At 66.3% G+C, this 17,674-nt stretch carries 19 protein-coding genes; 15 read left to right on the top strand and 4 right to left on the bottom strand.

What is annotated here, in order from left to right; translation table 11 throughout:
* Positions 1-18: 18 nt before the first annotated feature.
* Positions 19-1,239: an ROK family transcriptional regulator gene (locus tag QE394_RS08410; protein ID WP_349034265.1), complete on the bottom strand. Its 1,221-nt coding sequence runs from the start codon at positions 1,237-1,239 to the stop codon at positions 19-21.
* Positions 1,240-1,447: 208 nt separating this feature from the next.
* Between QE394_RS08410 and QE394_RS08415 the strand changes: the two genes are divergently transcribed.
* The 11 genes from QE394_RS08415 to QE394_RS08465 all read left to right on the top strand — a co-directional run bounded on the left by QE394_RS08415 (position 1,448) and on the right by QE394_RS08465 (position 12,752).
* Positions 1,448-2,536 (top strand): Gfo/Idh/MocA family oxidoreductase, encoded by a 1,089-nt coding sequence (locus tag QE394_RS08415; RefSeq protein ID WP_349035389.1) that lies wholly within the window; start codon positions 1,448-1,450, stop codon positions 2,534-2,536.
* Positions 2,533-3,360: a hypothetical protein gene (locus tag QE394_RS08420; RefSeq protein WP_349034266.1), complete on the top strand. Its 828-nt coding sequence runs from the start codon at positions 2,533-2,535 to the stop codon at positions 3,358-3,360. The genes QE394_RS08415 and QE394_RS08420 overlap by 4 nt, the downstream gene beginning before the upstream one ends.
* A gap of 109 nt (positions 3,361-3,469) precedes the next feature.
* Complete coding sequence (locus QE394_RS08425) at positions 3,470-4,795, top strand: extracellular solute-binding protein (RefSeq protein ID WP_056083092.1); 1,326 nt, start codon at positions 3,470-3,472, stop codon at positions 4,793-4,795.
* A 13-nt stretch (positions 4,796-4,808) separates the two neighbouring features.
* A complete protein-coding gene (locus tag QE394_RS08430) occupies positions 4,809-5,771 on the top strand; it encodes a sugar ABC transporter permease (RefSeq protein ID WP_349034267.1) in 963 nt (320 codons plus the stop codon).
* On the top strand, positions 5,771-6,661 hold the full coding sequence (locus QE394_RS08435; RefSeq protein ID WP_056083097.1) for a carbohydrate ABC transporter permease: 891 nt from the start codon (positions 5,771-5,773) through the stop codon (positions 6,659-6,661). The genes QE394_RS08430 and QE394_RS08435 overlap by 1 nt, the downstream gene beginning before the upstream one ends.
* A gap of 41 nt (positions 6,662-6,702) precedes the next feature.
* Complete coding sequence (locus QE394_RS08440) at positions 6,703-7,455, top strand: sugar phosphate isomerase/epimerase (RefSeq protein WP_268159978.1); 753 nt, start codon at positions 6,703-6,705, stop codon at positions 7,453-7,455.
* On the top strand, positions 7,452-8,573 hold the full coding sequence (locus QE394_RS08445; RefSeq protein WP_349034268.1) for a Gfo/Idh/MocA family oxidoreductase: 1,122 nt from the start codon (positions 7,452-7,454) through the stop codon (positions 8,571-8,573). The genes QE394_RS08440 and QE394_RS08445 overlap by 4 nt, the downstream gene beginning before the upstream one ends.
* A gap of 31 nt (positions 8,574-8,604) precedes the next feature.
* On the top strand, positions 8,605-9,816 hold the full coding sequence (locus QE394_RS08450; RefSeq protein WP_349034269.1) for a Gfo/Idh/MocA family oxidoreductase: 1,212 nt from the start codon (positions 8,605-8,607) through the stop codon (positions 9,814-9,816).
* A gap of 2 nt (positions 9,817-9,818) precedes the next feature.
* Positions 9,819-10,820, top strand: a complete 1,002-nt coding sequence (locus tag QE394_RS08455; RefSeq protein WP_349033493.1) for a sugar phosphate isomerase/epimerase — start codon at positions 9,819-9,821, stop codon at positions 10,818-10,820.
* 33 nt (positions 10,821-10,853) lie between these two features.
* Positions 10,854-11,735 (top strand): biopolymer transporter Tol, encoded by an 882-nt coding sequence (locus QE394_RS08460; RefSeq protein WP_314212274.1) that lies wholly within the window; start codon positions 10,854-10,856, stop codon positions 11,733-11,735.
* A gap of 3 nt (positions 11,736-11,738) precedes the next feature.
* A complete protein-coding gene (locus QE394_RS08465; RefSeq protein WP_056077091.1) occupies positions 11,739-12,752 on the top strand; it encodes a Gfo/Idh/MocA family oxidoreductase in 1,014 nt (337 codons plus the stop codon).
* Between the two features lie 12 nt (positions 12,753-12,764).
* Here the strand turns inward: QE394_RS08465 and QE394_RS08470 are convergent, their stop codons facing one another.
* From QE394_RS08470 to QE394_RS08480, 3 genes are all read right to left on the bottom strand, one after another.
* Complete coding sequence (locus tag QE394_RS08470; protein ID WP_349034270.1) at positions 12,765-13,634, bottom strand: glycosyltransferase; 870 nt, start codon at positions 13,632-13,634, stop codon at positions 12,765-12,767.
* A 187-nt stretch (positions 13,635-13,821) separates the two neighbouring features.
* Positions 13,822-14,178 carry a hypothetical protein gene (locus tag QE394_RS08475; protein WP_349034271.1) on the bottom strand — a complete coding sequence of 119 codons (357 nt, stop codon included), beginning with the start codon at positions 14,176-14,178 and terminating at the stop codon, positions 13,822-13,824.
* A 43-nt stretch (positions 14,179-14,221) separates the two neighbouring features.
* Complete coding sequence (locus tag QE394_RS08480; protein WP_349034272.1) at positions 14,222-15,136, bottom strand: SDR family oxidoreductase; 915 nt, start codon at positions 15,134-15,136, stop codon at positions 14,222-14,224.
* 210 nt (positions 15,137-15,346) lie between these two features.
* Between QE394_RS08480 and QE394_RS08485 the strand changes: the two genes are divergently transcribed.
* The 4 genes from QE394_RS08485 to QE394_RS08500 are packed head-to-tail and all read left to right on the top strand — an operon-like array spanning position 15,347 to position 17,663.
* Complete coding sequence (locus QE394_RS08485) at positions 15,347-15,859, top strand: DUF6328 family protein (protein ID WP_056077098.1); 513 nt, start codon at positions 15,347-15,349, stop codon at positions 15,857-15,859.
* A 15-nt stretch (positions 15,860-15,874) separates the two neighbouring features.
* Positions 15,875-16,537, top strand: coding sequence for a DUF6766 family protein (locus QE394_RS08490; protein WP_056077100.1), 663 nt, complete (start codon positions 15,875-15,877; stop codon positions 16,535-16,537).
* Positions 16,538-16,578: 41 nt separating this feature from the next.
* A complete protein-coding gene (locus tag QE394_RS08495; protein WP_056077102.1) occupies positions 16,579-16,914 on the top strand; it encodes a hypothetical protein in 336 nt (111 codons plus the stop codon).
* 5 nt (positions 16,915-16,919) lie between these two features.
* Positions 16,920-17,663: an MBL fold metallo-hydrolase gene (locus QE394_RS08500; RefSeq protein ID WP_261618903.1), complete on the top strand. Its 744-nt coding sequence runs from the start codon at positions 16,920-16,922 to the stop codon at positions 17,661-17,663.
* The last annotated feature ends 11 nt before the right edge of the window (positions 17,664-17,674 follow it).

A 17,674-nucleotide genomic window follows, 5' to 3' on the forward strand; every position in this document is an offset into this window, starting at 1 on the left:
GTGATCCAGCCGGGCGGCCTAGCCGGCGATGGCGTTGCCCGCGAGGGTGGCTTCGATGACCGCCGGGGAAAGCACGTGCTGGGTGACCATCTGGCTGGCCCCCAGGATCGCCGCCTGGCCCCCGGCCATGGAAATGCCGATGCGCAGGTGCGTGGTGGCCAGCGGCAGGGACCGCCGGTACACCACTTCGCGGATGCCGGCCACCAGGTGCTCGCCGGCCTCCCCCACGCTCCCGCCGATCACGATCATGGACGGATTCAGCAGGTTGACCACTGTGGCCAGGACATCCCCGACGTCCCGGCCGGCCTGGCGCAGCGCTTGGATGGCCTGCAGGTTCCCTTCCGCCACCAGCCGCAGGACGTCGCCGCCGGTTTTGGCTTCCAGCCCGTGGGACCGGAGCTGGTGCGCGACGGCGGGACCTGACGCGAGCGCCTCCAGGCACCCGTAGTTGCCGCAGCGGCACAGGACGTCGTCGCCGCGGGGGACGCGGACGTGGCCAAGGTCGCCGGCGGTGCCGTTGGCGCCGCGCTGCAGCTCACCGCTGCTGATGATGCCGGCACCGATTCCCGTTGCCACCTTGATGAAGAGGAAGTTCTGGTGCTCGGGCCAGTGCGCGGTGCGTTCACCGAGCGCCATGATGTTCACGTCGTTGTCCACCAGGACGGGGACCGGCAGCTGCCGCTGGACGTACGGGACGACGTCGAACCCGTCCCAGCCGGGCATGATGGGCGGCTTGACGGGGCGTCCGGTGTCATGTTCAACGGGGCCCGGAAGGCCGATGCCGACGCCTGCGAGGTCGCCCGGCTCGCGCCCCGATTCGGCCAGGAGGTCCTTGCCGGCGGAGATCACGCGGCCCAGGACAACAGCCGGGCCGTCCGCCACTTCCTGTGCAAACCGGCGTTCGCCGAGGATGCTGCCACCCAGGTCGGTAACGGCGACGATCACATGGGTAGCGCCGACATCGACCGCCAGCACCACGCGGGCCTCGGGCTTGAAGGCGAAGCGCGACGGCGGCCTGCCGCCGCTGGAATTCGCCTCGCCGGCCGGGCCCACGAGGCCGGAGCCGATGAGGGCATCAATGCGGGACGCCACGGTGGACCTGGCAAGCCCGGTGGTAAGGGCCAGCTCGGCACGGGTCCGCGCCTGGCCGTCACGAAGAAGCTGGAAAAGGTCACCAGCGCGCGAAAGGTTGCCGGCGTCGGCATCCCTTGCAGGCAATTTTCCTGAGGCTGGAGTCATGTACAAGTCATAACACGCAGACTTGGCACTGTCACGAATGCAGAAGATTGATTTGCCGCAAACAACTTTTGCTTGACTCTCGTCAAAAGTGGTCCTAGGTTGTGACGAGGAGCACATCGCCCTTGCCGCTACAGCAGATCGATGGCATCGATCAACCTCCGCATCCGAGTCCGCCTACAAAGAGGTAACCGACTTGCCAAGCCAGACAATGCCCGCCGGAAAGCCCCTTGGGGTCGGCATCCTGGGCGCCGGTCCTGTCACCCAGGCCATCCACCTTCCTGCCCTTGCCCGGCTCCGGGACATCCTCGAAGTACGCCACATCATGGATGTTGACGAGTCAGTGGCCGCATCCGTCGCCGCCCGCGTCGGTGCCACGTCCAGCAGCAGCATGGACGCCCTGCTTGGCGACGACACCGTGGACATCGTTGCCATCTGCAGCCCGCACCAGTTCCACGCCGAACAGGTCATCGCCGCCTGCCGGGCCGGCAAGAAAGCCGTCCTGTGCGAAAAGCCGTTCGCCATGAATGCCGGGGAGGCGGCCCGCATCTCCGAAGTCAGCGCCCAAACGGGTGTTCCCATCGTGGTGGGTGCCATGCACACCTTCGATCCGGGCTGGCTCGCAGCGGAAGGGCACTGGGACGACCTCCCGGAGACGGCGCACACCATCCGCTCCTCCATCGTGCTTCCGCCCAACGCCCGCTTCGAAGACTTCGCCACGGAGATTGTGGCGCGCCCCGCCGCCGGTGCACCCGACTACTCGGACATCGACGTCATCAAATCCATGATGCAGGGCGGGATCATGGGGCTCGCCATCCACGACCTCCCCCTGGTCCGCCGGTTCACCCCGGACTTCAACGACATCCAGGTGCTGCAGGCCCGGCACGTCCGCCCCTTCGGCTACGCCATTTCACTGCGCACTCCCACGCGCACCATCGAACTGCGTGCCGCCATGAACAGCACCTGGCAGCCGGAGTGGAGCTTCGAGGCCATTGCCCACCACAGCGCGCTGCGGATCGACTTCACTCCCTCCTACGTCCAGGCAGGTTCCGCCACCGCCACCTTCAGCCGGGGCACGGAAACCACCACCCTCGGTCCCTACAGCCACAACGGCTACGAGGGCGAATGGCGCGAACTGGCAGAACTTGCGCGCGGGACCAAACAGCCGCCGTCCGCGCAGACCCTGATCGATGACCTCACCTTCGCCCTGGCCATCGCGGACGCCACCGTGGACAGCGTCGCCGCCGACCACGCCCGCCGGCCCGGCGGGATTGCCGCAACCGCAGGAGCGTCAGCATGAGCGCCACTTACTCCGTCACGGCAACCCCCGGCGCCGAGGAGGCGGGCGCCGTCGCCCTGGCCGTGGCGTCGCTGCCCGCAACCTTCGGCCCGGCGGCAGGCGGTTCCGCCACCCCGGACGTCGCCGCCATCGCCGGCGGACCGGGCTGGACCGCCGAGGCCCTGCACGCCATCGAAGCCGGCAGCCGCGGCGTAATGGTGGTCAACCCCGTCCCGGAGGACACCGCCCAGTTGTCCGCTGCCGCCGAAGCCGCGGGCACCGCCGTCGTCCTGGACCTCCGCTGGGCCTCCAACCCGGCGCTGGTCTCGCAGGACGGCGGCCCGGATGCCCGGGAGGCATTCCGGAGTGCGCTGGGCACGGCGGCCATGCTGGACAGCGTCGCCACGGGCGCACCCGGCACAGACCCGCACCGGCTCCTCGGAGAGCACCTCGCCGCGCTCCTGGAAGTGACCGGAACGCTCGACGCCGTGTCCCTGCTTCAGAGCGGCGCCACCGGTTACACCTTCAGCGGAAGGCTCGCCAACGGCGCCCCGATGTCCGCCCACGGCGTGCTGACCGCGGCCCGTCCCGCCGGCGTCGACATCCGGCTGTACACGGCCGACGGCGGCGTCAGCGTCCGGCTGCCCGAGCCGGCCGCCGCCTGGCCCGCCGAAGTCCGGGTCACCGGGCCGCACGGCGGACTGTTGCTGCCCACCCTGTATGAATCGGCCCACCGGACGGCGTGGCGCCGCCTCAAGGACCACCTCACAGCCGGCACCCGGCCGGACGACCTCACCCGGTTCGCCCGGCTGACCGCCCTCTACGCAACCTTCGCTGACACGTAACCAACCCCTTCGATACGCAACCAACCAGCAGTCCAGTCCCACCTCCACTCTCAACGATGAGCAGGACCGCACCACAACGCAGCGCGCGGCGGTCCCGAAAGGACACACCATGAACGCAAACACCCACCAGAACCGCTCCTTCTCCCGCCGCGGCTTCCTGGGCCTGACAGCCGCGGCCGCATCCGTTCCCCTGCTGGCGGCCTGCGGCGGAGGATCGGCAAGCCAGGGCGGCGGAGGAGGCGCCGCGGGAACCGTCAAGTTCTGGGATATGCCGTGGGCCACCCCCGCGTACAACGACGCCGCCAAGGGGATCGCAGAAGGCTTCTCCGGTGCGAACGGCGGCAAGGCGTCCTACCAGATCATCCAGTGGGCCAACTTCTACCAGACCTTCTCCTCCGCCATCGCCTCCAAGACCGGCCCGGCGGTTTCCACCGGCGGCGGCTTCCAGGCGTTCCAGTTCGAGCAGCAGGGCCAGATTGCCTACGCAGACAAGGTCATCGACAAGCTCAAGTCCAACGGCCAGTTCGACGATTTCCTTCCGGGCGTGCTGGACCCGTTCAAGTCGGACAAGGGCTACGTGGCGGTGCCCTGGCAGCTGGACATGCGCGTCTTCTGGTACCGCAAGTCCCTGTTCGAGAAGGCCAACGTGGCCCTGCCCACGGACTGGCCGTCCCTCCTGGAGGCCGGCAAGGCGCTGAAGAAGGTAGGCGCCTTCGGCTTCACCACGGGTGCCGGCGCCGGCAACAACTACGCCAACCACTCCATGATCATGATGATGGTCAACAACGGCGGCGGCGTGTTCAACAAGGACGGCGAGCTGGACCTGCTCAACGACCGCAACGTCGAGGCCATGGAATTCGTCCTGGAACTGGTCTCCAACGGCATCGTGGACCCGGCAGCGGTCAGCTACACCACGGACAACATGTCCGCCCAATGGAAGGACGGCAAGGCCGGCTACGGCCTCTTCCAGGTCAACGTCCCGCAGCGCGTGGGCGACACCTCCGGCGACCTGCTCGTGGCGGATCCCATCACCGGCCCGCACGGCGACAAGGCCACCATCGTGTTCCCGAACAACATCATGATGTACACCAACACCCCGTCGCAGGACGCGTCCGAGGAATTCCTGGTCTACTACCTGGGCCAGCTCAAGCAGCTGTGGCAGAAGAAGCTCATGTCCGCCCTCCCGGTCTTCAAGTCAATCACCGAGATCCCCGAGTTCGCCGACGATCCCAACAACGTCAAGATCGTCAAGGACTGGCAGCCGATCGCGAAGACCTTCGCCTCGCAGGGCAACACCCTGAACGCCAACCTCGCAGCACTCGACGGCGGGCAGGCACTGAACCAGTTCAGCCAGACCATCATCACCGGCAAGTCCGACGCCAAGTCAGCGCTGCAGGCCTTCCAGTCCGGCCTCGAATCCGTCCTGAAGAAGTAGGACAGGGCCCCTCATGTCCAGTATCACAGCACAGTCCGGCCTGGCCCGGGCCCGCCGGGGACTCGCCCCCGGCGGGTCCGGGACGGTTCCCGGGAAGCGTAAGAGCAAGCTTTCGGCACAGGCCACCAGGACGTTCTTCTGGCTCCTGCTCCCGTCCGTCGTCCTGCTCGTCCTCATTCACGGCTACCCGCTGGTTTACGCGGCCGTCCAGGCCACCCATGACGGGAACCTGCTGCAGACCGGAAACTTCATCGGCGGGGAAAACTTCGCCACCGTCCTGACCTCGCCGGCGTTCTGGAAAGCAGCCCAGTTCACCCTCTGGTTCACCATTGTGGGTGTCTTTGGCTCCTGGCTGGTGGGGTTGGGCCTGGCCCTGCTCCTGCGCACCAAGATCCCCGCCGGCAACACGTTCAAGGTCCTCCTGCTCCTGCCCTGGGTGGTGCCCATCGTGGTCTCCTCCACGGCCTGGAACTGGCTGGTGGCCACCCCTGACAGCCTCATCCCCTCCATGTTCCGCAACCTCGGACTGGGTACTCCACTGTTCCTGGCCGATCCCACGCTGGCCTCCATTACGGTGATGGTGTTCAAGGTCTGGGTGTCCTTCCCCTTCATGATGATGATGACCTCCGCGGCGCTGGCCTCGGTGGATGAAACCGTCTACGAGGCAGCCAGCATGGACGGTGCCAGCCGCTGGCAGCAGTTCACTCAGATCACCCTGCCGCTGATCGCGCGGTCCACCTACATCAGCTGGATCCTTATGACCATCTTCTGCGTCAACGACTTCCCCACGATTTACCTGCTCACCGGCGGCGGACCCGTCAGCGCCACCACCTCACTGGTGGTCCTGGCCTACCGCACCGTCTTCCAGGACTTCGCCACCGGCCCCGGCGTGGCCATCGCCTTCCTCATGACCATGACCCTGGTGGTCATCTCCGTCATCCTGTACCGCCAGATCCGAAAGTCGAGCGTCGAATAATGAGTGCTGTCCTCCACGCCCACCCGGAATCCGGCCCCGCACTCGGAATCGACGAGGGCAAACCACGCAGGGTACTCTCCGAAGCCGGCATGCGCGGCCGCTGGTGGCGGTTCGTCCTGATCCTCGCCATCACCGCCGTTGTGCTGGTTCCCATCCTGGTCACCGTGATCCTGGCGTTCACCCCCGGACCGAACAGCACCGCCACCGGCCTGACTTTCGAAAACCTCAGCAACGTCTTCTCCAAGACCCTGGCTGCCACCTGGCTCAAGAACAGCCTCATCACCACACTGGCAACCGTGCTGGTGTCCGTGGCGGTGGCCGCCCCGGCCGGCTATGTCCTGTCCCGCGGCCGGTCCAAGGCAGTCTCCGGCTACTCGCTGCTCCTGTTCGTCATGCAGTCCCTGCCCATCATCACCTCCGTGGTGCCGCTGTTCATCCTGTTCGCAGGGATGGGCCTGGTGGACAACCTCATGGGCCTGACCATCATCTACGTGGGCTCCACCATGACTGTGGCCACCTGGATGATGGCCGCCTACTTCGATTCGATCCCCATCAGCCTGGAAGAAGCGTCCTGGATCGACGGCTGCTCAGTCTTCGGCTCCTTCACCAAGGTGGTGCTGCGCAATTCCCTCCCGGGCGTGCTCTCCACCGCAATCTTTGCCTTCCTCCTGGCCTGGAACGACTACCTGGTAGCCATCGTGTTCCTGCGCTCCAACGAAATCTTCACCCTTCCCATGGGCGTGCAGTCCTTCTTCCAGCAGAACGCCACGGACTGGACTTCCGTGATGGCCCTCGCCGTGGTCATGATGCTCCCGCCCGTCATTGTCTTCGCCACCCTGAACAAGTACTTCAGCGTCGGCGGCATCGGCGGATCCCTCGCCGGCCGCTAGCCTGCCCAACAACGTCACAAACCATCCCTGATAGGAAACCCATGTCTTATTCACTCCAGCTCTACACACTGCGCAACGCCATCGCTGAGGATCTGCCCGGCACCATCAAGAAGGTCGCGGAGATCGGCTTCACCCAGGTCGAGCCTTACAACTTCGTGGCCACGGCCAAGGAACTTGGTGCGGCCCTGAAGGAGAACGGCCTCACCGCACCCTCCGGCCATGCGCCGCTGCTGTCCCAGGACCAGGACGAAATCTTTACGGCGGCCAAGGAACTGGGCATCAGCACCGTCATCGATCCCTTCCTGCCCGCCGAGCACTGGCAGGACGCCGAAACCATCCAGGCCACCGCCGCCAAACTCAACGCCGCAGCGAAGAAGGGCGCCGAATACGGCATCACCGTGGGATATCACAACCACGCCTGGGAACTGCAGTCCAGCATCGAGGGACGGACCGCGCTGGAGTACTTCGAATCCTTGCTGGACCCGGAGCTGGTCCTGGAAGTGGACACCTACTGGGTGGCCGTGGGCGGCCAGGACCCCGTGGATATCCTCACCAAGCTCGGAGACCGGGTGAAGTTCATCCACATCAAGGACGGCAACCTGACCACGGACACCAAGGCCCAGCAGCCTGCCGGGCAGGGCAGGGTCCCCGTCCTGGACGTGATCGCCGCCGCAAAGTCCCTCGAAGTCGGCGTGGTGGAATTCGACGACTACTCCGGCGACATCTTCGACGGCATCACCCAGAGCCTCGCCTTCCTCAACAACAACACCGCCACCGAAGGAGCCAAGGCATGAACTTCACCCCTTCCACCCGCAAGGGGCCGGTTGGCGTTGCAGTTATCGGCGCGGGCAACATCTCCAAGCAGTACCTGGACAACCTCACGGTCTTCCCGGACCTGAAAGTCCTGGTCATCACCGACCTCTTCGAAGACGCCGCCGAGGCCCGTGCCAAGGAATACGGCATCCCCGAATGGGGCGGCCCGGAAAAGGCGCTGAACCACCCCGACGTCGAAATCATCGTCAACCTCACCATCCCCGCCGCCCACGTCGAGGTGGCCACCGCAGCGGTCAACGCCGGCAAGCACGTCTGGACCGAAAAGCCTTTCTCCCTGGACCGCGAATCCGGGCTGGGCCTGCTCAAGGCAGCCGACGCTGCGGGGATCCGGCTCGGCACCGCTCCGGACACGTTCCTGGGCGCCGGGATCCAGAGCGCACTGCGGCTCATCCAGCGCGGCGACATCGGCACCCCGCTGACCGCCATGACTACCTTCCAGACCCCCGGCCCGGAATCCTGGCACCCCAACCCGGCGTTCCTCTTCCAGCACGGCGCCGGCCCCTTGTTCGACATGGGACCGTACTACCTCACCACCCTGGTCCAGGCCTTCGGCTCGATCCGCAAAGTGGCCGCCGTCGGGTCCAAGGCCAAGGAAGTCCGCGTCATCGGTTCCGGGCCCAAAGCGGGCGAGGAATTCACCGTAGAGGTCCCCACCCACGTCTCAGCGATGGCGCAGTTCGAATCCGGCGCCTCCTCGCACAGCGTCTTCTCCTTCGAATCCCCCCGGGCCCGGATGGGGTTCGTGGAGATCACCGGCACGGAAGCCACCATCTCCCTGCCTGACCCCAACTACTTCACCGGTGACATCAGGCTCTGGCGCGCCGGTGACGAAGACTGGACCACCATCCCCGCCACCGGCCCTGCCAACGGCCGCGGCATGGGTGCCCTGGACATGGCCCGCGCCATCCGCGCCGGCGTGCCGCACCGCGCCACCGGCGACCTCGCCTACCACGTGCTGGACAGCATGGTCTCGATCTCCGAATCCATCGACTCCGGAACCTTCGTGAACGTCGAAAGCTCAGCTCCCGTTTCCACAGCCCTCCCCGAGGACTGGGCCCCGGAAACCGCAACTCTCTAGCTCAGCCAGCAGGAAGCAGCAGGAACACGCCATGACCACTCCCGCACACCCAACCGCAACCCCGGCTCCCCCATCCCTCGGTGTGGCCGCCATCGGCTACGCCTTCATGGGGAAGGCCCATTCGAATGCGTGGCGGAACGTGGCCAGTTTCTTCGACGTCCCGGCCTTCGAGCAGAAAGTGCTCGTGGGCCGGGACGCCACCGCCGTGGCCGAGGCCGCAGCCAAATACGGCTGGGCCGAGTCGGCCACCGACTGGCGTGAAGTCATCGACCGGGACGACATCCACATCATCGACATTTGCGCCCCCGGCTGGATGCACGCCGAAATCGCCATCGCTGCGCTCGAAGCCGGCAAGCACGTCCTGGTCGAAAAACCCCTCGCGAACACCCTTGCCGAAGCCGAGCTCATGACCGCCGCCGCCGCGAAGGCACGCGCCAGGGGCGTCCAGTCCATGATCGGCTTCAACTACCGCCGCGTCCCGGCCCTTGCCCTTGCCCGCGAACTCATCGCCGAAGGCCGGCTCGGCACCGTCCGGCACGTCCGCGCCGCTTACCTGCAGGACTGGCTCGCCGACGACCAATCCCCCATGACCTGGCGGCTCCGGAAGGAAACCGCCGGGTCCGGTGCCCTCGGCGACATCGCCTCCCATGCCATCGACCAGGTCCTCTACCTCCTGGGCGACCAGGTCACGGAGGTCACCGGCAGGCTCCACACGTTCGTTCCGCAGCGTCCCGGCGGCAACGCTGCCGGGGAAGGGCTGGAGGACGTCACGGTCGACGACGCTGCCTGGGCCACGCTGTCCCTCGCCTCCGGGGCCATCGCCTCGGTGGAGGTCTCCAGGGTGGCGACGGGCCAGAAGAACAGCCTCAAACTCGAGATCTACGGCGACCAGGGCACCATCCTGTTCGACCTCGAAAACCTCAACGAACTCGGCTTCCTGGACGCCACCGGCCCGGTGCGCGAGCAGGGATTCCGCCGGATCCTGGTCAACGAACCCGAGCACCCCTACCTCGAAGCGTGGTGGCCGCAGGGCCATATCATCGGCTGGGAACACACCTTCACCCACCAGGTCCGCGACTTCCTCACCGCCATCCAGGACCAAACCCCGCCCTCGCCGTCGTTCGAGGAAGGACTGAACGTGCAGTACATCCTCAACGCCGTGGAGGAATCCGCCGCCGCGAAGAGCGCCCTGATCCAACTGCCGGGCACCTCCCCGGAGACCAGCCCCACCAAAGGAGCCTGACCATGCCCCGCCCGTTTACCCTGTTCACCGGCCAGTGGGCCGACCTTCCCCTCGAGGAAGTCGCCAGGCTTGCCTCCGGCTGGGGCTACGACGGCCTCGAAATCGCCGTCTCCGGAGACCACCTGGACGCCTGGCGCGTGGACGAACCCGGCTACGTCGAGTCCAAGCTCGAACTCCTGGACAAGTACAACCTCAAAGTCTGGGCCATCTCCAACCACCTCAAGGGCCAGGCCGTCTGCGATGACCCCATCGACTTCCGCCACGAAGCCATCGTCGGCTCGAAGGTCTGGGGCGACGGGGACCCCGAAGGCGTCCGCCAGCGCGCCGCCGAGGAACTCAAGCACACCGCCCGGCTCGCCCGCGCACTGGGCGTGGACACCGTCGTCGGGTTCACCGGCTCCTCCATCTGGCAATACGTCGCCATGTTCCCGCCCGTCCCGGAAAAGGTCATCGACGCCGGCTACCAGGACTTCGCCGACCGCTGGAACCCCATCCTGGACGTCTTCGACGACAACGGCGTCCGCTTCGCCCACGAAGTCCACCCGAGTGAGATCGCCTACGACTACTGGACCACCGTCCGCACCCTCGAAGCGATCGGCCACCGCGAAGCGTTCGGCCTGAACTGGGACCCCTCCCACATGATGTGGCAGGGCATCGACCCCGTGTCCTTCATCTGGGACTTCAAGGACCGGATCTACCACGTGGACTGCAAGGACACCAAGATCCGCCAGACCGGCCGGAACACCGTCCTCGGTTCCCACCTGGCCTGGGGCGACCCCCGCCGCGGCTGGGACTTCGTCTCCGCCGGCCGCGGCGACGTCCCCTGGGAAGCGTCCTTCCGGGCGCTGGCCGCCATCGGCTACGACGGACCCATCTCCGTCGAATGGGAAGACGCCGGCATGGACCGCCTCCACGGCGCCCCCGAAGCCCTCGCCGCCCTCAAAAAATACGACTTCCCCGCCTCCCAGACCAGCTTCGACGCCGCCTTCAGCAGCAAGGACTGAGTACCGCCGGACCACCGGCCCGAAAGCAGGCATGTGAACCGCACCCTCCAACCCGGGCAGCGCAGCGAAGTATGGATCGCCTCCGTCACCGGGGAATCAGAGCTGCTGTATTCCACCGGCGAAGTGCTGCTCGAGGCCCCCAACTGGACCCTCGACGGCAGTTCGCTGGTGCTCAACGGGGACGGGAAGCTCTGGACCCTGGAGATCGCCACGGCAACTCTTGCCCACGTTCCCCTCCGTGGCGCCCGGGACTTGAATAACGACCATGTCCTGGCGCCCGACGGCAGGACCATCTTCTGTTCCGCGAACGACGGCCACATCTACCGGGCCGCGCTCACCGGCGGCACGGCGGAGCAGGTCACCACGGAGGACGGCACCTTCCATTTCCTGCACGGCGTCAGCCCGGACGGAACCGCACTGGCGTACGTAGGCATCGAAGCAGGCGATTTCACGAAGCCCGGCAGGCTGATGACCATGGCGTCCGACGGCGGTGCTGCCGCGGCTTTGAGCGTGGACAGCCACTGCGACGGGCCGGAGTACTCACCGGACGGTTCCTGGCTGTACTTCAACACGGAGGCGTTCACGGGGCGGCCGGGGCACGCCCAGCTCGCACGCATACGTGTTGACGGAACAGGGCTGGAGCAGCTCCTGGAGTCCGGAACGGTGGACTGGTTCCCGCACCTGTCCCCCAATGGCGCCTTCGCGGCGTACCTCCGCTTCCCCGGCGGAACCCAAGGCCACCCCGCGGACCTTCCGGTCGCCGTCGTCCTCGTGTCCACCACTGCATGGGACCGGCCGCTCCATACGTGGCCCCTCTTTGGCGGCCAAGGTACGCTCAACGTCAACAGCTGGTCGCCCGATTCCGGCCGCTTCGCCTACATGGCATACCCCTTCCCTGATTCTGCAAAGGACTGACGCGTGACCAACAGCAACGGAACCTCCGACGGCCGCCTCCGGTGGGGCATCCTGGGGACTGGCTTCATCGCCGGACTGCAGGTCCCGGACCTGCAGGAGAACGGCTTCACCGTCCAGGCCGTGGGCTCCCGCACGGAGGAGTCCAGCAAGGCGTTCGCCGACGGGCACGGCATTTCCACCGCCCACGGGAGCTACGAGGACCTGGTGGCCGATCCGGACGTGGACGTTGTCTACGTCGCCACTCCGCACCCGTTCCACCACGCCAATGCCCTGATGGCGCTCAACGCCGGCAAACACGTGCTGGTGGAGAAGGCCTTCACCATCAACGCCCGCGAGGCGCAGGAGATTGTGGACCTCGCAGCGGCCAAGGGCCTGGTGGTACTGGAGGCCATGTGGACGAGGTTCCTTCCCCACATGGCCCGGATCCGCGAGATCATTGGCCAGGGAACCATCGGCGAAGTCCGCAAGGTGCTGGCGAGCCACAACCAGGACCTGCCCAAGGATCCTGCCCACCGGCTGAACGACCCCGCCCTCGGTGGCGGAGCGCTGCTGGACCTGGGGATCTATCCCATCTCCTTCGCGTTCGACATCCTGGGCGCGCCGCAGCGGATCCTGGCCAGTGCGTCGAAGACTGTCACCGGGGTGGACCGCCAGACGTCGGCGATCTTCGAGTATGCAGGGGGTGCGCAGGCGATCGTTGACTGTGAGCTCGACGCCGCGAGCGCCAACCGGGCCCTGGTGATCGGAACGGAAGGCTGGATCGACATCGAGTCCACCTGGTACAACCCTGTTCCGTTTACGGTGTTCGACGCCGCAGGAAACATGGTGGAACGGTTTGAGCAGCCGGTCAACGGCCGCGGGATGCAATACCAGGCCGCTGAGCTGGAGCGCCTGGCGGGTGCCGGCGGCACAGCGGGGAGCCTTCTTCCGCCCACCGAAACCGTGTCCATCATGGCGGCCATGGATGAGATCCGTCGCCAGATCGGGTTGGAGTACGACGCCGACACCCGGCCCTGACAGCCCGTCCACTTACGCCGGGCCACGGTTGAGCACGACCTCGTAGGCCTCCACCCGGCGGTCGGCCACGGTGGTGGGAGACTCCAGGTGGACCGCCCCCGACGGCAGGATGCCGGCGCCGCCGTACCGTTCCATGACCTGCCACTGGGCCAGTACGTCCTCGCCGGCGTGGTGAGCGGGCAGGCGGGTCCAGAGGCTGAATCCGCCTGCGCTGGTGAGCGCCTCCCTGCGGTAGAGGACACAGCCGCCAAGCCAGGCCACACGGTAAGGCAGCCATTGGCCAGGCTGGAGTTTGAGGTCCGCACTGAGGTGGCTCAGGTTGGCGGCGCTGTGCAGGGGCCACCGGTCAAATCCTGGATCTCCGGGGCGGATCTTCTCGGCACTCACTGGTCCGTCCCATGCTTGAAAAACGGCAGTCTGCTCGGGCCTCCGGTCGTTGAGGAAGGACAGGCCCTGCGGGGCCATGCCAACGAAACCGCATCCCAGTTCGTCCAAGGCCCGGCTCAACTGCTGGAGCGCTCCCGGTTCCAGCCAGACGTCGTCGTCGAGGAACAGGCACTGGTCCGCGGTTGCCTGGTCCAGCATGAACTGCCGGTGTTCGGCCAGGCCACGGCGGGGCAGATGGCGCAGTCGCCTGACACGTCGTCCCTGCGCCTCCAGCACCCGCACCATGGCAGCGGCTGCCGGGTGCTCCCACCCCGGTTCACCCGTGGACTGGTCGCTGATCACCACGGCAAACGCCGGGTCGGTCTGTCCGGCAAGTCCTGACAGCGTGACAGCGAGTTCCGCCGGCCGGTTGCACGTGGGCACCAGCACGTCCACCATCACGGTTTCGGGAAAATCCGTCTGCTGGGCCCACGCCTCTGACGATCTCCTGCTCACGGTCCATCTCCTCCCACTTGTTGGGATCATGGGCGCGGAAGCCAGCCCGTGCCTGCACGTTTCCGCCTGTCCCGTACCCAGCCGAAGCGGCGGGTATGCCCGGCCGCGTTCCCCGGAGACGGCAAAGGCCCCTGCCGCTGCTCTTTGCGGGAACAGTGGCAGGGGCCGTTGTGCTGAAGCGGTGGTGCTAGCCGGCGTTGAACTCTTCGCCGCCGTCGTCCTTGGGCGACTTTTCCTGCGGAAGGTCGTTGCCACTGCCGTCCGGGACGCCCGCCGCTTCCTGCCCCGGTTCCGAGGAAGTGGGCGCGGACCCCTTGGAGTCGTCGTTGTTCTCGTCGATTTCGGCGGCGCTGGAGGGCAGGTCGACATCGCGCGCCACCTGCTCCTCTCCGCCGGGCTGCGGTTCGTTGGTGGCCGCGCCCTGGCCGCCCTGCGGACCCCGGGTGGCCTGCTGGTCCTGCCCGCCCATTTCCTGCTCAGCGGTTGGAGTGCCGTAGCCGCCCGGGTCGGTCTCGGGTGCAGCGTGCTGGTTGTCCTGCGTCATGGTTCCTCCTGTTTGCGTTGCGGTTGATTTGGTGTGAAGTGGGCTAGAGGCCCTTGCCCCCGGTCACCGGGAGTACTGCCCCGGAAATGTAGGAGCCGTCCTCGGAGGCGAGCAGCACATATGCCGCTGCCAGTTCGGCGGGTTGGCCGGCGCGCTCCAAGGGTATGTCCTGGCCGAAGGACGGCAACTTGTCCGGCCATTCGGTGGCCGGAATCAGCGGAGTCCAGATGGGGCCGGGCGCAATGGCGTTGACCCGGATCCCCTTGGGCCCCAGTTCCTGGGCCAGCGCCTTGGTGAAGGCCACCTGGGCTGCCTTGGTCATGGCGTAGTCGATCAGGCCAGGGGACGGGTTGAAAGCCTGGATCGATGCGGTTGTGATGATTGAGGCGCCTGCCTTCAGGTGCGGAACGGCCGCCCGCGCCGTCCAGAGCAGCGAGTACAGGTTGGTCTTGAAGACCCTGTCGAACTCTTCGGTGGGCAGCGACTCGAGGCTGTCCCGGTTCTTTTGGTAGGCCGCGTTCAGCACCACCACATCCAGGCGGCCAAATTCGCTGGCGGCTTCGTCCGCGATCCGGGTGCTGAAGTCCTCCTCGCGCCCGTCGCCGGGGAACAGCAGCGCGCGGCGCCCCGCCTTGCGGATCCATTCCGCGGTGTCCTGGGCATCGTCCTCCTCTTCCGGGAGGTAGGAGATGGCGACGTCGGCCCCCTCGCGGGCGAAGGCGATGGCCGCGGCCTTGCCGATTCCGGAGTCGCCGCCGGTGATCAGGGCTGCCTTGCCTTCGAGCTTTCCATTGCCCTCATAGGACGCTTCGCCGTGGTCCGGCTTGGGATCCATGGGCGCGGTCAGGCCGGGCTGCTTCTGTTCCTGTTCAGGAAACGGCCCCGAATGGTAGCCACGCCGCGGGTCCTTGGGCTGGTCTGTCTGCTTGACTGTGTCCTGCTTGTCTGTGCCGCTCATAGTCCGCCTACTCAGTTGTCGGTTTCCGAAGAGCTTCGCCGGTATACCGGCTCTTCGAAGCTATCCCCCACGAAGGAACCAAGTCCACCGTTCAGAACCAATAATCAGTAAACTTATCAAATACTGGTGTTGGCGCAACGTTGCTTTGTTTCTGGGTAGGTAAAGAGTAGGAAGGGAACAGGGGGCTGGCCGGGATTGGAGGACGCAGGAATGTCAGAGGTGGAGGATTACACCGGCAGGACCGGGCGGAATGAAACCCGCGAGGAACAGCTGGACCGCAACTGGGCCGAGCTGCTGCAGGAGCTGAGGGTGCTGCAGACCGGCGTGCAGATCCTCGCTGGATTCCTGCTGACGCTCCCCTTCCAATCGCGGTTCGAGGACTTGGATGATTTCCAAGTCAACCTGTACCTCGCTAACGTGGTGGTCGCCGCACTGACCACGGCCTTTATCCTCCTCCCCGTCAGCGTCCACCGCCGGCTGTTCCGGAAGCGGCTGAAGGAAACGCTGGTCTCCAGCGCGGACTCCATCACCAAGATCGCGCTTGGCGGGATCGCACTCCTCAGCGCCGGGACCGCCGCGCTGGTCTTCGACGTCACCGCAGGGCGGCAGGCCGGCCTGACCGCCGGAGGTGCCCTGCTGGCGGTGATGGTAGTCCTGCTGGTCTATGTCCCCATCCATCTCAACCGGAAGGCCGACGCCGGCAAACTCGACCGGAAGCTCTAGGAAATGGAGTAGGAAATGCGCAAATGGGCTAAAGAGCACGGGCTGCTCCTGGCAAATTTGGCCCTCTTCCTGGCGTTCTTCGGAGGCATGATCCTGTCAGGGGCTGCCTCCTACAGCGAAGACCAGCAGGCCCATGGGGAACCGGCCGTAACAGTAGTCCAGTTCCTGGGCAGTGGAGAATTCCTGGAGGCCACATTCGAAAACTGGGAGTCAGAGTTCCTGCAGATGGCCATGTACGTGGTGCTGACCATTTTCCTGTTCCAAAAGGGTTCGTCGGAGTCGAAACCCGTGGACAAGAAAGCGCCGCAGGATGAAGACCCCCGCCACGCCGCTATCAGGAAGGCAACGCCCTGGCCGGTAAAACGCGGCGGGATGGCGCTCGGGTTCTATAAGCACTCGCTGTCCATCCTCCTGTTCGCGCTGTTCCTGGCCTCCTTCACCATGCATGGCGTGGGCGGAGCGGAGGCGTACAGCGAGGACCAGCAAAGCCATGGCCAGCCCGCCGTGACCTTCCTGCAGTACCTCGGCACCAGCCGCTTCTGGTTCGAGTCGTTCCAGAACTGGCAAAGCGAATTCCTTGCCGTCGCCGTCCTGGTGGGTGCCTCCGTCTACCTGCGTGAGAAGGGCTCCCCGGAGTCCAAGCCGGTAGCTGAACCGCATTACGAGACCGGCGCCTGAGCTGCACGACTCCTTGAACCTGTCCACTAAGAGAGGAACACATGAGAACCGCACTGAAATCAGTCCTGCTCGCCCTGCTTCTGCTGGCCGCACCCGCACTCTCAGCCGGCGCGGCCTCTGCCACCCCGGCGCCGGCCGCCGCCACCGCGGCGGTTGGATTCAACGCCGGAGCCGCCGTACCGGCAGGAAACACTCCCACCCCGTCGCCCGGTGACACATCGTCCACCGGCCCGGCCAACCCCGGAACCGGCGAATCGACGCAGAGCGAATCCACGCGGGTGAACTATGCGCCCTGGGTTATCGGCGGCATCGTGGTGGTGGTACTGATCGCGGTGCTGATCTGGAGCCGGCGCCGCAACAAGCCCTTCGTCGGCTGATTCGCGTGATAACCCGCAACGTCGCCGATGGCATCCATCTGATCAGCCATGCACACGTCAACTGCTACGTCGTGGAGGACGATGACGGGATTACCCTCGTGGACGCAGGACTTCCCAGCATGTGGCCCATGCTGCAGGAACTCTTAGACGCGTGCGGCCGCCGCCCGGACCAGGTCCGGGCAGTGGTGCTCACTCACGGCCACTTCGACCATGTCGGGTTTGCACTGCGCGCCCGCCGGGAGTGGCGCGTGCCGGTACTGGTTCACGGCGGGGATGCCCGCCTCGCCGCGCACCCCTACCGGTACAAGCCCCAGCGCAACCGTTTCCTGTATCCGCTGGGCCACCCGCGGTCCGTGCCGCTGTTGGGACGGATGGCGGCCGCGGGGGCGCTGAATGTGAAAGGCGTGCCGGACACCAGCCCGTTGGAAACCGGCGCTCCACTGCAGGTCCCGGGCCGCCCTACGGCCATCCATACACCGGGCCACACCGACGGCCACTGCATCCTGCATTTCCCTGACCGCGATGCCGTCCTTGCCGGAGACGCGGTTGTCACGCTCGATCCATACACCGGAAAGAGCGGCCCGCAGATCGTGGCTTCCGCCGCCACGAAAGACACGGCCCAGGCCTTGGCGTCACTGGCGGTGATCGCCGCCACCGGAGCCACCACGGTCTTGACCGGGCATGGCGAACCGTGGACACGTGGGGCGAAGGCCGCCGTGAGCCACGCCCTGCAGGTGGGCGCCCACTGAAGACGCGGAGA

This window comes from Pseudarthrobacter sp. SORGH_AS 212, assembly GCF_030818145.1.
Classification (GTDB): Bacteria; Actinomycetota; Actinomycetes; order Actinomycetales; family Micrococcaceae; genus Arthrobacter.

Coding starts and splice junctions, on each gene's coding strand:
- QE394_RS08435 (WP_056083097.1), top strand. CDS start 5,771: ATGAGTGCTGTCCTCCACGCCCACCCGGAATCCGGCCCCGCACTCGGA.
- QE394_RS08455 (WP_349033493.1), top strand. CDS start 9,819: ATGCCCCGCCCGTTTACCCTGTTCACCGGCCAGTGGGCCGACCTTCCC.
- QE394_RS08430 (WP_349034267.1), top strand. CDS start 4,809: ATGTCCAGTATCACAGCACAGTCCGGCCTGGCCCGGGCCCGCCGGGGA.
- QE394_RS08445 (WP_349034268.1), top strand. CDS start 7,452: ATGAACTTCACCCCTTCCACCCGCAAGGGGCCGGTTGGCGTTGCAGTT.
- QE394_RS08490 (WP_056077100.1), top strand. CDS start 15,875: ATGCGCAAATGGGCTAAAGAGCACGGGCTGCTCCTGGCAAATTTGGCC.
- QE394_RS08410 (WP_349034265.1), bottom strand. CDS start 1,239: ATGACTCCAGCCTCAGGAAAATTGCCTGCAAGGGATGCCGACGCCGGC.
- QE394_RS08420 (WP_349034266.1), top strand. CDS start 2,533: ATGAGCGCCACTTACTCCGTCACGGCAACCCCCGGCGCCGAGGAGGCG.
- QE394_RS08480 (WP_349034272.1), bottom strand. CDS start 15,136: ATGAGCGGCACAGACAAGCAGGACACAGTCAAGCAGACAGACCAGCCC.
- QE394_RS08495 (WP_056077102.1), top strand. CDS start 16,579: ATGAGAACCGCACTGAAATCAGTCCTGCTCGCCCTGCTTCTGCTGGCC.
- QE394_RS08485 (WP_056077098.1), top strand. CDS start 15,347: ATGTCAGAGGTGGAGGATTACACCGGCAGGACCGGGCGGAATGAAACC.
- QE394_RS08415 (WP_349035389.1), top strand. CDS start 1,448: ATGCCCGCCGGAAAGCCCCTTGGGGTCGGCATCCTGGGCGCCGGTCCT.
- QE394_RS08450 (WP_349034269.1), top strand. CDS start 8,605: ATGACCACTCCCGCACACCCAACCGCAACCCCGGCTCCCCCATCCCTC.
- QE394_RS08475 (WP_349034271.1), bottom strand. CDS start 14,178: ATGACGCAGGACAACCAGCACGCTGCACCCGAGACCGACCCGGGCGGC.
- QE394_RS08425 (WP_056083092.1), top strand. CDS start 3,470: ATGAACGCAAACACCCACCAGAACCGCTCCTTCTCCCGCCGCGGCTTC.
- QE394_RS08440 (WP_268159978.1), top strand. CDS start 6,703: ATGTCTTATTCACTCCAGCTCTACACACTGCGCAACGCCATCGCTGAG.